General features: G+C 68.0%; 8 protein-coding genes. 1 reads left to right on the forward strand and 7 read right to left on the reverse strand.

Features of this window, described 5'->3' with window-relative positions:
• Positions 1 to 49 precede the first annotated feature (49 nt).
• Positions 50 to 3,367 carry an arabinosyltransferase domain-containing protein gene (locus IG75_RS0127970; protein WP_030524329.1) on the reverse strand — a complete coding sequence of 1,106 codons (3,318 nt, stop codon included), beginning with the start codon at positions 3,365 to 3,367 and terminating at the stop codon, positions 50 to 52.
• A 193-nt stretch (positions 3,368 to 3,560) separates the two neighbouring features.
• On the opposite strand from IG75_RS0127970, the gene IG75_RS0127975 reads away from it, so the two are divergent.
• A complete protein-coding gene (locus IG75_RS0127975; RefSeq protein ID WP_030524330.1) occupies positions 3,561 to 4,061 on the forward strand; it encodes a peptidylprolyl isomerase in 501 nt (166 codons plus the stop codon).
• Between the two features lie 60 nt (positions 4,062 to 4,121).
• Here IG75_RS0127975 and IG75_RS0127980 read toward each other — a convergent pair whose 3' ends face one another.
• The 6 genes from IG75_RS0127980 to IG75_RS0128005 form a co-directional block, all read right to left on the reverse strand.
• Positions 4,122 to 5,666 carry an acyl-CoA carboxylase subunit beta gene (locus IG75_RS0127980; RefSeq protein WP_030524331.1) on the reverse strand — a complete coding sequence of 515 codons (1,545 nt, stop codon included), beginning with the start codon at positions 5,664 to 5,666 and terminating at the stop codon, positions 4,122 to 4,124.
• Entirely contained in the window at positions 5,666 to 10,900 is a 5,235-nt protein-coding gene (gene pks13, locus IG75_RS0127985) for a polyketide synthase Pks13 (RefSeq protein ID WP_051714975.1), read from the reverse strand. Before pks13 ends, IG75_RS0127980 begins: the two co-directional genes overlap by 1 nt.
• A gap of 107 nt (positions 10,901 to 11,007) precedes the next feature.
• Complete coding sequence (gene fadD32 / locus IG75_RS0127990) at positions 11,008 to 12,918, reverse strand: long-chain-fatty-acid--AMP ligase FadD32 (protein ID WP_030524333.1); 1,911 nt, start codon at positions 12,916 to 12,918, stop codon at positions 11,008 to 11,010.
• A 187-nt stretch (positions 12,919 to 13,105) separates the two neighbouring features.
• Positions 13,106 to 14,125 (reverse strand): LLM class F420-dependent oxidoreductase, encoded by a 1,020-nt coding sequence (locus tag IG75_RS0127995; protein ID WP_036515356.1) that lies wholly within the window; start codon positions 14,123 to 14,125, stop codon positions 13,106 to 13,108.
• Between the two features lie 169 nt (positions 14,126 to 14,294).
• Positions 14,295 to 15,287 carry a cutinase family protein gene (locus IG75_RS0128000; RefSeq protein WP_030524335.1) on the reverse strand — a complete coding sequence of 331 codons (993 nt, stop codon included), beginning with the start codon at positions 15,285 to 15,287 and terminating at the stop codon, positions 14,295 to 14,297.
• 6 nt (positions 15,288 to 15,293) lie between these two features.
• Positions 15,294 to 15,839 (reverse strand): DUF732 domain-containing protein, encoded by a 546-nt coding sequence (locus tag IG75_RS0128005; RefSeq protein WP_030524336.1) that lies wholly within the window; start codon positions 15,837 to 15,839, stop codon positions 15,294 to 15,296.
• Positions 15,840 to 15,841 lie beyond the last annotated feature (2 nt).

Raw genomic sequence — 15,841 nt, forward strand, 5'->3', positions numbered from 1 at the left:
CCGGCACCGAAATTGTGCATTCCGATGCCGGTCGCCGTGGTCGTTCAGGTCAGAAAACCCGCAGCCTGCCCGGATCCCACAACCCGTTGCGGGTCTCGGTCCCCGTCGCCAGTTCCGCCGGTACCGCGTCGTAGTACTGGTCGTAGCGTTCCAGCGTGCCCCAGTCCCGGCCCCAGTCGTTCTTCAGATAGGTCGGGATCGTGGTCGACTTGGCCAGCATCTGGGAGAACCCGAGTGGACCGCCGAACTCCTGGGCCTGCCAGGTGTTGGTGGAGCTCACCGCGAGCGGGCGGTCCGGCAGGATGCGGAACTCGGGTACCTCGGCGACCCCGTTCACGTGCCGGAACGGGCGCTGGCACGGGAACTGCAGGCCGACCGCCCAGTCGAGCAGGATCGGCTGCTGCGAGCCGAGGTAGTCGTTGGCGGATTCCAGTTTCGGTACCCGCGGCGGGGTGAACGCCAGCCACTGGTCGCCGATGAGGATCGGGTCGTTGGCGACGACCCGGACCGCGTCGGCCTCGGGGGCGATCTCGTCCAGCGGCACCCGCAGGTTGCGCCAGGACGGGAAGGGGCCGATATCGCGGGGCAGGTAGGTGCCGAGGTGGGTGACCGAACCGTCCGGCTGCCGTTTGCCGTAATCGACGGTCAGCGATTGGCCGTACTGCATGGCACCGGTGTCGTCGTAGGACAGGATGCGCCCGGCCGCGGTGATGACCACCAGCGGATGGTCGGGCGAACGTTCGGGCAGTTCGTACCAGCTCGACGAGACGAACGCGGGCTGCTGCACACCTTCCTGATAGCTGCCCAGAATCGGCGTGGTGGCCGGGTCCAGGCCGAAGGGCAGGGCCACGGTGCTGCCGTTCACACCCTGCGCGCCCTGGCCGCCGCCGGTACCGGCGTTCTGGCCCTCGGCGAACGCGGCGCCCACCGACTGATTGGAGGTGTTGCCGGTACCCGGTTTCACCTCGACCGCGTCGGCGGACAGATCATCGGGGACGCCGTTGGGCGAGAATCCGACCGGGTCGACCCCGGCCAGTGGATCGTTCGGGTTGGTGGGCGGATTCGCCGGGTCGATGATCGGGTTCAGCCGGCCGGCGTTCGCGTTCGATTCGACCAGGACATCGTTGGCCAGACCGCAACTCTGCCCGGTCAGCGCGTCGATATTGCCGCGGGCCAGCGAATACCCCGGGTACTGCGAGTAGGCGCCCTTGGCCAGGGACAGCACCTCGAACAGCACCATGGCCGCGGCCACCAGCGTGAGCGGGATCGCCGCGAACTTACGGACCCGGCGGCCCCGGGCGGTGCGGGTGGAGTTCGGTGGTTTGGCGTAACCCTCCCGCAGGGTGTGCCAGCCGACGAGCAGCAGGGCCGCCGCGAACAGCACCAGCATCACGGTGTTGGAGGAGATACCGCCCAGCACCACCCGTTTGTCGAACCAGGGCACCCCGTAACTGGACACATACCAGTAGCCGTTGATCCCGGAGAACGCCAGCGCCAGCGTGAACAGCAACCCGGCCAAAAAGATCGCCCGGTTCTTGCGTGCCCGCAGCGCCGAGGCCGATACCGCGACGGCGGTCACCGCGGCCAGCGAACCCGCGATTCCGGCGTAGGCGCCGAAGTGGTGGGTCCACTTGGTCGGGTTGAACATCATGAAGAAGATCGTCCCGAACACCACACCCATCAACCGCCAGGTCGGTGCGGCGGCCACACCCGGCACCCGGCGCCGGCGCAACAGCACCAGCATGGTGGTGAACAGGCACAGCAGCATGACCAGGAAGGCGAAGCGGCGCGACAGCGACCCGTCGACGGTCTCGACGAACAAGTAGTAGTACCGCAGGTAGTCCTCGTACCAGGCCAGGTTGGGCCCGGCCAGCTGCCGGACCCGGTTCGCCTCCTGGATACCGGCGAAGGTCTGGTCGCCGTAGACCACGGTGAGCACCAGGAAGCCGGCCGCGGCCAGCGGCGCCAGCAGCGCGACCGTGCCGTGCTCCCGGTGCCGGCGCACGATGACACGGGTGATGGGCCGGATACCGGCCAGCAGCGCGGCCACACACATCAGGCCGGTCGGCGCGGCGGCGAGCGTGAACGCCGCGACCACCACCGCCACCGCGGCGGGTAGCAACCGGGAGGTCGCGATGGCGCGCTCGATGGAAACCCAGGTGAGCAGTGCGCCGAGGGCGACGATGGGCTCCGACCGCAGACCGTTGTCGTAGGGCAGCCAGAACGCCAGGAAGACCAGACCGCCGGTCCACAGCGGGACGCTGCCGAACCAGGCGCGTCCCCGCGCGCCGCGCAGGCCGTTGCCGAGCCGCGGCACCACCTCGCGACTGATCACCATCCAGCACAGGATTCCGCACGCCAGCGCGGGCAGACGCACCCACGGGCTGGCCGTGGAGACCTCGGCGAACAGCTGGATCACGTAGTAGTACCAGCCGAACGGCGCCTCGGGCACGCCGTACCAGCGGAAGTAGTTGGCCATATAGCCCGCGTCCGGCGCCACCCGGACCATGCTCAGGATGTAGCCGTCATCGGAGGTGTTGGCCCCCAGGAAATGCCAGATCAACAGCGTGCCGACGACGCCGCCGTCGGCGAGGGTGGGCTTCAGCCAGTGCGCCGGCAGGAAGCGCCGGTGGCCGCGCCCGTCACTGGTGTCCAGTCGCGCCAAGGCCACCAGCGACAGCACCGTGCACAGCACCGCGGCCACGATCGCGGCGAGTTTGATCCAGGTGGGGCTGGAGCTGAACCGGGTGTCGATCGTGGACTCCAGGCTCAGCCCGGCCGGGATACCGCCGGTCATATCGGTGAACACACCGACCATCTGCGGACGCAGATCACCGACCAGCCGGCCCGCGTTGGGCTCGCCGGTCTCGGTGGTGAGCCCGACGAAGGCCGCGCTGGTGGCCTCGATGTCGGACCGGATGGTGATGGCCGAGCAGTTGGCCATCTCCGCCCGGTCGGCACTGGCCACGACCGCGTTACGGTCCACCACGTCCACCGAGGTCTCCGAGACCCGGACGAACAGTGCCTCCAGCGCCGCGCGGTCACCCTGCGGGGGTGCGGTGGCCAGCAGCATGCCGCCCTGTGGAGGCAGCTGGTTCACCGCCGCGCACGGGATGGTCGCGGTGAGATCGATCGGCACCTGCGACATGAGCGGCGCCTGCACATTGGCCAGACTGTCGTGCTGTGGCCAGCTCAGCGTCGCCGTGGTCTGGGTGACGGGCAGAAAGGGCGTCGCGATCGCGAACAGCGCCCCCAGCACACCGGTGATGATCGCGACGAGACGCGCGATCCGGAAATCCTTCGGCGCGACCTTCGGCTCCGGCTCCGGTGGCGTCTTCGTCAGTACTGCGGTGGCGACTTCTGGCACGCTGGCATGCTACTTGGGCGCGGCGCGCGGGGCCCGGTGGTGCCCCGGCGCGTACCCGATCCGGACGAAAACACACCCGGCATCCGGGGCATACAAACCACCCGAATGGGGTAAAGACGGGCGGCTGGCACAATCTGCCGGGAAACACCCCCTTAAGCGCGGGGTCTAGCGGCGGTAATGGAAAGGTAGGGGCATGACCAAGGTGAATCTCGAGACGAACTACGGAACCATCGGCCTCCAACTGGACGAGGCGAAGGCGCCGGACACCGTCCGTAACTTCGTCGAATACGTCAAGTCGGGACATTACGACGGCACGATCTTCCATCGCGTTATCCCGGGCTTCATGATCCAGGGCGGTGGTTTCGACGGCCAGATGCAGCAGAAGCCCACGCAGGCGCCCATCCAGAACGAGGCGGCCAACGGCCTGAAGAACAACAAGTACACGGTCGCCATGGCGCGTACCAACGATCCGCACTCGGCGACCGCGCAGTTCTTCATCAACGTCGCCGACAACGAATTCCTCAACCACACCCAGCCGGCGGGCCAGGGCTGGGGCTACGCCGTCTTCGGCGAGGTCACCGACGGCACCGACGTGGTCGACAAGATCGCCGGCGTGTCCACCTCGTCGCAGGGCATGCACCAGGACGTGCCGGTGGAGAACGTGGTCATCGAATCCGCGGCGATCAGCGGCTGATCAGGACCGGTACGTGACGGTTCGGGTTGTTCCACCGGGACAACCCGAACCACTGAGCGGCTACAGCGGCAGCAGGTGATGTTTGCGCGGGTTGCGGACCACGGTCTTGTCTCGCAGCAGATGGAGCGCCCGCCGTAGTTCCAGCCGGGTCTGCGACGGTTCGATCACCGCGTCGATGAATCCGCGTTCGGCCGCCACCCACGGCGTGGCCATGGTGGCGTTGTAGAAGTCGATCATCTGCCGGCGTACCTCCGCCTTCTGCTCCTCGGGCGCGGCCGCGATCTGCGCCGCCCCGATGAGACTGACCGCGCTCTCCGCACCCATCACGGCGATCCGGGCGGTGGGCCAGGCCAGGTTGATATCGGCGCCCAGCTGCTTGGAGCCCATCACCGCGTAGCCGCCGCCGTAGGACTTGCGGACCACCACGGTCACCTTCGGCACGGTCGCCTCCACGAAGGCGAACAGGAACCGGCCGCCGCGTTTGATCACGCCGACCTTCTCCTGTTCCACGCCGGGCAGGAAGCCCGGGGTGTCGACCACGAAGACCAGCGGGATCTCGTAGGCGTCGCAGAGCCGGACGAAATGCGAGGCCTTGTCCGAGGCCCGGGCGTCGAGGGCGCCCGCGTAAACCATCGGCTGATTGGCCACCACGCCCACACTGCGGCCGTCCACCCGGGCGAACCCGGTGATGATATTGCGACCGGCTTCGGCACCGTATTCGTGGAAGTGGCCGTCGTCGAAGATACGCAGCAGCACTTCGTGCATGTCGTAACCGGAATTATCCGAATCCGGCACTAGCGAGTTCAGTTCCCGGTCCGAATCGGTGATCTCCGGTTCGAGGCCGGGGTTCACGATCGGCGGCTTCTCCTGACAGCTGGTCGGCATGTACGACAGGTATTCCCGAACCCATTCGAAAGCCGCCTGCTCGTCCTTGGCGACATGATGGATATTGCCGTACTGGGCCTGGCTGTGCGCCCCGCCCAGCTCTTCCAGGCTCACGTCCTCACCGGTGACCTCACGGATCACCTTGGGACCGGTGACGAACATGTACGCCGCCTCGGTGGCGACCACGACATCGGTGTTGATCGGCGAGTACACCGCGCCACCGGCACATTTGCCGAGGATCAGCGAAATGGTCGGCACCATTCCCGACAGCAGCTCCTGCCGGGTCGCCAGCTCGGCGTACCAGGCCAGCGAGGACACCGCCTCCTGCACCCGGGCACCGCCGGAGTCGTTGATACCGACCAGCGGGCAACCCACCTTGGCCGCGTACTCCATCACCGCGGCCACCTTGCGGCCGAACATCTCGCCGACCGAACCGCCGTACACGGTCTGATCGTGCGAGAACACCGCGACCGGACGGCCGTCGACCAGGCCGTGGCCGGTGACCACACCGTCGCCGTAGAGCGCGTCCGGATCACCCGGGCGCCGGACCAGAGCGCCGATCTCCACGAACGAACCCGGATCGAGCAGCATTTTGATCCGGTCACGAGCGCTGGGGATCCCCTTACGCGCCCGTTTCGCGACAGCGGCCTCCCCCGCCGGTTCCTGCGCCAGCTCCAGCCGCTTACGCAGATCGGCGAGTTTCTCGGCAGTCGTGCTCACTAGCTCCCTTTCCCGGCCGCGCTCGAGGTGATCCGGTCGAGTTTAGCGGTCAGGTCCGTACCAATTCGGCCGATCCTCGGTTCATCGATGATCTGGAGGTGGTCGCCGGGGATGTGCACGATCTCCAGGTTGGGCAGGTACTCGTCCCAGCCGCCGTTGGGGCGGCGCTCGGCGTAGCGGGGTTCGAGTTCGATCGCGCCGTCGTGGTAGCGGTCGGCCAGATAGAGCACCACATCGCCCTCGTAGTGCGTCGGCTGAACCCGCTGCAGCGCTCGGTTCTCGATCCATGAGGTCTTCTGGTGTTCGAGCACTCCACCCGGGATCTTGGCCCCGGTCATCTTGATCAGGTCGGTGATCATCTTGAACTGCTCCTCCTCGGAGGAGTCGGCCAGTTCCCGGAGCTGGTCGTCGTCGAGCTCACCGGCGACATTGAAGGTCTTCTTGGCGAACGCCTGGTAGCGCCGCATACGCTCCAACCGCTCCTGCGGGCTGTTGTCCTCCGGCTCGGCGGGGATGGCGAGGTCGATCAGGCCCACCAGGCGCACATCGGCGCCCTCGGCACGCAGGATCTGCGCCACCGCCATCGCCAGGACCGCACCCAGCGACCAGCCATAGAGAACATAGGGTCCCTCGCCCTGCAGCTTGCGCAGTTCGGGTACGTACTCCCGGGCCCGTTCCTCGATCGCACCGTCGACCCGCTCGAAGCCGTACATCGGCGTCCCCTCGGGCAGCCGCTTCAGCAAGGGCTCGTAGACCAGCGTGTTCCCGCCGGCGGGATGGAAGACGAACACCGGGACAGCAGCGGAATTCTCGCCTCGTGCCCGGATCGGGCGGACGAAGCCGTCGACATCGGCACCGCTGTCCTGCAGGGTGCGAACCACGTCGGCGAGCTGTTCGATGGTCTCCGAATCCAGCACATCGTCGAGGGTGACCTCCGCGCCGACCCGCTCGGTGAGCCGGGCGGCGAGCTTCTCGGCGGTGTCCTCGTCCAGGATCGGCAGGGTGTTGAAGATCCCCCCGGCCGATTCGCCGGTAATGGTCGCCCAGGCCGCGTAAGTGAGGCGTTCGGCAGCGTCACGTGGCGGAACGTTGTCCTGGTCCGACCCTACGACCCCGCCCCCGAACAGCGCGGCACCCGCGGCCGGTTCGGCCTTCGGCGCGGCGGGAGACACCGGGGCGGCCGGCGCCGGTTCGGTCGCTGCCGGCGCTTCCGCGGCGGCGCCCGTCCCCTGGTTCAGCACGGCGACCGGGTTCTCCCCGGCTTCCATCGCGGCCTTGGCGGCGTTCACGAAGTCGTCGTCCACGCTCAGCGCGCCCGCTTCCCCGCCGGCCTGCTGGTCGGCCATCGCCTGGACCTCGTCGCGGTGCTCGATCGCGTAGCGGAGCACCTTGCCGACCTCGTGCAGGCTGGCGTCACGAACCGCGGAGACCTGCAGCTGCGGGATATCGAATTCGTATTCGACGCGGTTCTTGATCCGCATGGCCATCAGGGAGTCCAGCCCGAGTTCCATGAGCGGGATCTCCATCGGCAGATCCTCGACCGCGTAACCCATGGATTCGGCGACGATCAGCGCCAGCCGCTCCTCGACCGTCTGGCCGCTGTCCGGGTTCCAGCGGTCGCCGAAACCGGCGGTGTCGACGACCTCGACGACCTCGGGTTCGGTGAGCGCGGGCACGGCCGGGCGCGCTGCCGGTTCGGCGGGCACCGGCAGCGCGGCACCCGAGGTGACCACCGCGTCGAACAGCAGCCGGAACTGCGCACCGTCGCGGGCGTGCACCTGGATGGACGCGCCACCGGGATGCGGGGTCAGCGTCGTGACGAGCGTGCCGGTGGCGGGCAGCGGCGCGTGCGCGATACTGGCGCCCGGGTTCACGTCCGCGAGTACCTGCGTCGCGGCCGAACGCACCAGCGTGGGCAGATCGTCGACCGATGCGGCCCGGACCTCCCAGACGTGCCGGCCGTCCGGCAGCGCGACCGACGCGCCCGGTACCCGGGCGTTCCCACCGGCCGAGAAACCGCTCATCTTGGGCCAGTACGGTTTCCGCACGAACGCGGTACGCGGGATATCGGCGTACGGTCCGGCCGGTACCAGTGAGCCCAGGTCCACGGCATGGCCGTGCACGTACAGCTGCGCCAGCGCGGCGATGACACCGGCCGATTCGTCTTCCTTGCGCTTGAGCGTGGGAATCAGCTGCGCGTCGGGGAGCCCGGCGGCGAAGGTGGTGCCCAGCACCTGCATCAGTGCCACCGAGTTCGGCGCCAGCTCCAGGAATGTGGTGATCCCGGAATCGACCGCGAGTCGCACCGCATTGGTGAAGTACACGCTGTGCCGCATGTTCTTCACCCAGTAGTCCTCGGTGTGCACCGGATCGTGGCCGGGCGCGTAGTACTGCTCCTTGTCGACCGTGGAGTACAGGCCGACCTTCGGCTTCGTGGGCTCGATCCCGGCCAGTTCGGCGGCCAGTTCGCCCAGCAACGGGTCCATCTGGGAGGTGTGCCCGGCGCCCTTGGTCTGCAGGACGCGGGCGAACTTACCGGCTTCCTCCACCCGGCCGACAATCGCCGAGACCTGGTCGACCGGACCACCGATCACCGTATTGGTCGGTGCCGCGTACACCGCGACCTCGACATCGGGGAATTCCGGCAGCAGCGCGGCGACCTCGTCGGCACTCATCTCGACCAGTGCCATATTGCGCACATCGGCGTCGGAGAGCATCTGCTCGCCCTCGCCCATCAACCGCGACCGCGCGCAGATGACGCGCACCGCGTCCTCCAGCGGCAGCCCGCCGGAGATGTAGGCGCCGGCCACCTCGCCCATCGAGTGCCCGACCACGGCGGCGGGTTCCGCGCCGTGCGCCCGCAGCAGCGCGGCCAGACCGAGCTGGATGGTGAAGATGCCGACCTGGGAGGTGCCCACGTCGTAGTCCTGGCCGTCGTCGAGGATCATCTCGCGCACCGAGTACCCGGCCTCGTCCTGCACGAGTTCGTCGACCTCGTCGACGGTGCGCCGGAAGATCGCGTTCTCCTGGTAGAGCTGTTTGCCCATCTTCCGGTGCTGGGCGCCGAACCCGGCCATCACCCACATGGGTCCCTGGGCGGCCGGGGCATCGGCGGTGAAAACGCCCGGGCCCGGTTTACCGGCGGCGATCGCCCGCAGTCCGGCCACGGCCTCGGCGTGGTCCTTGGCAAGCACCACACCACGGGAGCGCCAGTGGCTGCGCCGGGCCAGCGACCGGGCCACATCCACGAGCGGAGTCCGCTGTCCCGCTTCGGTTTCCAGCCAGTCGGCCAGGTCCGCGGCGGCCTGGCGGCGACGCGAGGGCAGATAGGCGGATACGGCCAGGATCACCGGCAGCGGCTCGGCGCGGTCGCCCGACCACTCGGGCTCGGGAGCGGCCTCGGCGGCGACCGCCTCGGCCTCGGCGACCACATCGGTGCTCGCCACGTCCAGGGTGTCGCTGTCCGCGCCCGGTACGAACGGCTCGGAAACCTCCACCGGCGCGGCGGGCACGTACTCCTGCACCACCACGTGCGCGTTGGTTCCGCCGAAGCCGAAGCCGGAGATACCGACCGTGGCGGTACCGCTGTAGCGCGGGAACGGGGTCGGCTCGTCGACGACCTTCAGCCGGGCCTGTTCGAACGGGATGTAGGGGTTCGGGCCCGCGTAGTTGATGGTGGCGGGCAGCACATCGTGCTGGAACGCCAGGAGCACCTTCGCCAGGCTCGCCGCGCCCGCGCCGGATTCCAGATGCCCGAAATTGGTTTTCGCCGAACCCAGCAGCACGGGCGCGTCGGCGGCGCGACCGGCACCGACCACCTGGCCCAGCGCCTGGGCCTCGAGTGGATCACCGACCAGGGTGCCGGTGCCGTGGGCCTCGATGTAGTCGACGGTGGAGGGCACGATACCGGCGTCACGGTAGGCGCGGCGCAGTACATCGGCCTGGGCGTCGGGATTCGGCGCGAGAAGCCCGTTGGACCGGCCGTCGCTGTTCACCGCGGAACCCTTGACCACCGCGAGGATGTTGTCGTTGTCGCGTTCGGCGTCGGCGAGCCGTTTGAGCACTACCAGCCCGGCGCCCTCGGAGCGGACCATCCCATCCGCGTCGGAGGAGAACGCCTTGATCCGACCGTCCTTCGCCACCGCGCCGATCTTGTCGAAACCGAGCGTGGTCATCGGCATGAGCAGCATGTTCACCCCGCCGGCCAGCGCGACGTCGGCGTCACCGGCGCGCAGCGCCTGCACGGCCTGGTGCACCGCGACCAGGGTCGAGGAGCAGGCGGTATCCACCGCGACCGAAGGACCGCGGAAATCGTAGAAGTAGGAGACGCGGTTGGCGATGATGCTGCTGGCACTGCCGGTGATCTTGTAGCCCTCCGCCGAAGCGGGGACGTTCGGATCGGTCTCACCCAGACTCATCGCGGCGACCAACTGGAAGTCGGTGGTGGATGTCCCGATATACACACCGACCGACTCACCGCGCAGGTCACTGGCCGGGATCCGGGCGTGCTCGAGCGCCTCCCAGGTGAGTTCCATGATGAGCCGCTGCTGCGGGTCGATCCGCTCGACCTCCACCGGCGACATGGCGAAGAACTCGGCGTCGAATCCGGTGACGACGTCCTGGTCCAGATAGCCGCCGCGAGTATTGCCCTCGGCCACGGCCTGCGCCAACTGCGGTTCGCTCAGGAACTCCGCCCACCGCCCCTCGGGCAGGTCGCGGATGGCGTCACCGCCGTTGATCAGGAATTCCCAGGTCGATTCCGGGGTGTCGCCCGCGCCGGGCAGCCGGGTCGAGAGGCCCACGATGGCGATATCGTGCGCGTCTCCCGGTGCGTACCCGGCGGTGTAGAACTGGTCGTCGGTGGCCTCGGCGGTGATCTCCGGCGGACCGTTGACGATGACATCGGCCAGCGAGGCGATGGTCGGGTGCTGGTACACCACGGTCGCGTTCAGCACCACACCGGTGAGTTCCTCGATCTCACCACCCAGCGCGAGCGCGTCCCTGGAAGCCAGCCCGAACTCTTCCATCGGACGGTCCACGGTGATCTTGTCGACCGACTGCCCGGTGGCCTCGGCGACCCAGCGCCGCAACCATTCCCGCAGCTCGGCGACCGTGAGTTCGGTGCCCGGCGTGGTAACGCCCGCCGAGGACGCGTCGCCGGATCCGGCGGCGCGGCCCTCCTCGGTGGAAAGGTTCTCGGTCGTCTCCGGCGACATGCCCTCGTTCTCAGCCATCAGTCCTCAAGCTACCTGTCTTTACGCGGTGCCCGGCAGCAGCCTTGCATCGCTGTGGTGGATGGGCGCTTCGCTCACTCGGGGCCGCGACCCGACTCGTTGCCGGCCTATTCCTCGGGCGCGTCCGGGAACGCCTGCTGGGTGTAACCGCCCCGCAGGGTGCCCTCGACATAGGCGGTCTTGCAGGCCCGCCGGGCGATCTTGCCGCTGGATGTACGCGGGATGGAACCCGCCGGTACCAGAAGCAGGTCCCGCACCGTCACGCCGTGACGCTGGGAGATCGAGGCACGAACCGCGTCGGCGATCGGCAACGGATCCGCCTTACCGGCGCCCGGACCGCGCTCGGCCACGATCACCAGCTGCTCGGAGGCGTCGTCGGCGTCGAAATTCAGACCCGAATGGCTGCCCTGGGCGAACACCTCGGCCGGCAGCTGGTTGGCCGGTACCGAGAACGCCGCGACGAACCCGGGCCGCAGCGCATTGCTGGCCTCCTGCGCGGAGAACTCCAGGTCCTGCGGGTAGTGATTACGTCCGTCCACGATCACCAGGTCCTTGACCCGGCCGGTGATGTAGAGCTCACCGTCGAAGTACACGCCGTAATCGCCGGTCCGCATCCAGTACGCGTCGGGCGTGGTGCCCGCGGCGTGGCTGCCCTCGGCCAGCGGGGTGACGATCTTGTTCTGGAAGGTCGCCGCGGTCTCGGCGGCCCGGCCCCAGTACCCGATGCCCATATTGTTGCCGTGCAGCCAGATCTCACCCACGTGACCGTCGGGCTGCTCCCGGGCGTCACCGTCGACCGACTCCGGATCGACGATCACCGCCCACTGGGATTTCGCCACATAGCCGCAGCTCACCTGGGCGATCGCATTCTCGGTGCCCTGCTCGACGCGCACCATGCGCCCGGCATTGAGCTCGGTGCGGTCCACATAGGTGACCTTGGCCTCGTCCTCGGCCTTGGTCGCCGAGACGAACAGGGTGGCCTCGGCCATGCCGTAGCACGGTTTGATGGCCGTCTTCGGCAGCCCGTAGGGCGCGAACGCGTCGTTGAACTTCTTCATCGACGAGGTGGTCACCGGTTCGCTGCCGTTGATCAGGCCGATCACATTGGACAGGTCCAACGACTCGCCGTTCTTCGGCAGACCGCGTACGGCCGCGTGTTCGAAGGCGAAGTTCGGGGCGGCGGCGAAGGTGCCCGCACCGTCGGAGGCGGCGGCCAGCTCCTTGATCCACCGGTACGGCCGCCGCACGAACGACGCCGGCGACATGATGGTGATGAACTTGCCGCCCACGGCCGGCAGGATCACCGTCAGCAGACCCATATCGTGGAACAGCGGCAGCCAGGTGACGCCGCGGGAGTTCCAGTCGAGGTTGATGGCGTCGACCATCTGCAGCAGGTTGGTGCCCACGGCCCGGTGGGTGATCTCCACACCGGCCGGGGTCCGGGTGGAACCCGAGGTGTACTGCAGGTAGGCGATATCGTCCACCGCGATATCCGGGCGCGCCCAGCTGTCACCGACACTGTCGGGAATCGCGTCCACGGCGATGATGCGCGGCCGCTGCGCGGCGGGCAGCCCCCGGAAGAACTGACGCACGCCGGCCGCCGCCGAACCGGCGGTCAGAATGGCCGACGGTTTGCAGTCACCCAGTACCGCGTGTAGCCGGTCGGTATGACCCGGTTCGTCCGGATCGAACAGCGGCACCGCGATCGTGCCCGCATAGATGGCGGCAAAGAATGAGATCACATAGTCGAGTCCCTGCGGCGCGAGGACCGCCACTCGGTCACCGGGAGTGGTGACCTGCTGCAGGCGACCGGCCACCGCGCGCAGCCGGACCCCGAACTGTTGCCACGTCAGCTCGTGTACCTCGCCATCGCGCTCGCGCGAGTAGTCGATGTAGCGGTACGCCAAGGTGTTCGCGTCGTTACGGGTGTGCTTCTCGACGTGGTCGACCAGGGTGCGATCATCGGGAATGGTGATGTTCCCGTTCTCGTCCAGGTAGTCGTCGAAAGTCTCGTCCATTCCTTCTCCTCCGAGGCGCACGCGGCAACGGCACGATTGCCGTTATTTACTGTGTGGCCCCGACTCGCTTTCGCCACGGGCGCTCTCCATTCGAGAACCGACCCTGCGGGTTCTGGGTGCGGTCTGCGCGGTGACCGCTATCGGCTAGATGTTCTCAAACCAGAGACATGTTACAGAGACGAGCTTCTCACTCCTCCCGGAGCAAGGGAATCACCGGCGCGAATGCGTCCATCTGGGTGGGGAATATCCCCACATAGGACATACCGGTGAGCTGCCGCACACGGCGCATCTGGTCGGCGATCTCCTCGAACGTGCCGATCGCCACATACGGCGAACTCAAGATCTCCTCGACCGAGAGCTTGACGTCGACTTCCAGGTCGGGATGCAACCCGCGCTCGATCGCCGACAGCGCCATCTCGGCGGTCTTCTCCCGGTCGTCGGTGATGACGATGGCGGTGATCGCCCAGTTCAGCTCGATCTGCTCGAACCGGTCCCCGGCGGCCTCCTTGATCAGGTTCACCTTCTCGATGGTCTTGTCGAGGGTGATACCCGAGAGCAGACCTTTACCGTTCGACGTGGTGACCGGAACGATCGAGATGATGTCGGCGTGCTTCGCGGCGAGTTTCAGCATCCGGGGACCGCCGCCTCCGGTACACAGCGGCGGCCGCGGGCCCTGCCGCGGCCGTGGGGTCCCCTTGACACCGTGCACCTGGTAGTACTTGCCCTCGAAGGTGCACTCCTGACCGCGCAGCAGCGTATCGAGAATGGTCAGCGTTTCGTCGAGCTTGGCCAGTCGCACCCCGGGCCGGTCGTAGTCCAGCCCGGCGGCCTCGAACTCGTCGGCCTTCCAGCCGGCCCCGATGCCCACCTCGAGCCGGCCCTTCGACAGCACATCGATGGTGGCCAGATCCTTGGCCAGCACCACGGGGTGCCGAAAACCGTTGGCCAGCACCGAGGTACCGAGGCGGATCCGGTCGGTGGCCTGGGTGAGCGCACCCAGGGCCGCGATCGGGCCGATCTGGTCACCGAGATGATCGGGTACCACGAAGGTGTCGTAGCCGTACTCCTCGGCCTGCTGCGCCGTCTGGATGAACTTGCGGGCGCCGCCCTCCTGCTTGTTTCCCTCACCCGCGGCCGCGAAGCGGAACTTACGCAGCGTGGTGCCCAGCGCGCTCAACTCATCCACCGGTGCGGCGGCTTCTGTCATGAACTCATGCTCCTGGATATCGGAAGTCTGCGCATCCCGTGCCGGCGCAGGGCCCGGGATGCGCGATCACCAGCGCACTTTACAGCCTGCCAGGCAGCGGGGACCACGCTGACTGCGGTGAATTGTCACAAGACGGCCGCCACGGCGTCGTCTGCCCCGTATCCGCGGATCACGAGTGCGGCGGAGACGGCGCGCTGCCGACCAGACCGACCGCCCAGTCGGCCGCCCACTGGGTGGCCGTCGTGCCGTCCGGGTCCACCACGAAGTTGTGGTAGAGGCTGTGTACCGGGTTGCCCACGGCCTGAGCGAGGGTCCCGATACTGCCGAGAATATTGGCCGGACTCAGCGCGTTGCGGGGCGCGTCGCAGATCAGGTCACCGGGCGCGCAGATCGTGTACACCCGATCGGCCAATTCGCCGAAACCCTCCTTGCGGACGCCGGTCATGGTGATTCCGGGAACGGTCAACCCGGCCAGCGCCACTTCGGCGCCGACCCCGGGCGGCGGAGTGCCGACCTGGATCGGCTGACCGTCACCGGTCTCACCGGACCGCCGCCCGTCGGCGATCAGGGTGACCCCGAGCACCCGGTCCGCGGGTACCGGACCGTTGCCCTTGCCGATCTGTTCGGCGATATCACCGACGATCACCGCGCCCTGCGAGAATCCGGCCAGCACATAGGTGGTGAGCGGGCACTCCTGGTGGCGCTGGGTCAGGAAATCGAAGGTCCGCCGACTGCCCTCGGTGCGGCTGGCGTTGTAGGAGGCCTGACCGTCCGGCGGAATCGCGATCGGATTGGAGAACTGCGCGATGTAGGGGACGGTGTACACGTCGACCCGGCCCTCCGGGAACTGTTCCCGGACCGGATTGCTCACATTGAGCATGAGCGAGGCCGGATTGGCCGTCGGGTTGTACGGGTTGTCGGTGCTGTTGGACTCCCAGGTACCCGGCACCGAGATCATCTGCACATCCGGGCAGCTCGCGGGCTGACTGGTCGGCTCCCCGGGCCCCGGCTCGGGACCCGGGCCCGGCCCGGGCTCCCGTAGGCAGCCGGCCAGCAGATACCAGAGCAGGATCACGATGACGAGCCCGACGACTCCCACCGCGAGCAATGTCAGACAACCCTTCGGCCGGGACCGACGGGACCCGGTACGTCCTCTACTCATCGGCTATCACTGGCAGTAGTGCGCTTTGGCGGTGCTGATGTAGATCTGACCCGCCTGCTCCACCGGCATCTTCGCGGGATCGAACGACGGATCCGAACCGGCCATCGCGTTCACGAACGTCGCCATATCGGCATCGGAGGTCCCGGCGGCCACACCCTGGCAGACGTAGTTGCCGATACTCAGCGCGATATCCGGGGAGGACGGGGTGACACCCTGCTTGGCCAGCTCGTCGACGAAGGTCTGCTCCTTCGCGCCGAGATGCCCGGTGTCGGTTTCCTGCGGCGGCACCGGGGCGGGACGCTCCGGCTCCTCGGCCGGCGCCTCGGGTGCGGCCGGCTGCTCGGGCGCGGGCGTTTCGCCCTCCGGTGCCGGGGCCGGGGCCGGGCTCTCGCTCGAGGGCGCGGGGGCCGCACTCGCGGACGTCGTGCCTGCCGAAGTCGACAGCGTCGGGGTGCCGGTCGCGGTCGAATCGTCGTTGCCGCAGCCGGCGAGCAATCCGGCGGCCGCCACCGCCGCCACCACTCCGAGCAGTGTGCCTCGGGTCCGATACATAC

Origin of the sequence: Nocardia rhamnosiphila NBRC 108938, assembly GCF_000720425.1 — a bacterium.
Taxonomy (GTDB): domain Bacteria; phylum Actinomycetota; class Actinomycetes; order Mycobacteriales; family Mycobacteriaceae; genus Nocardia; species Nocardia rhamnosiphila.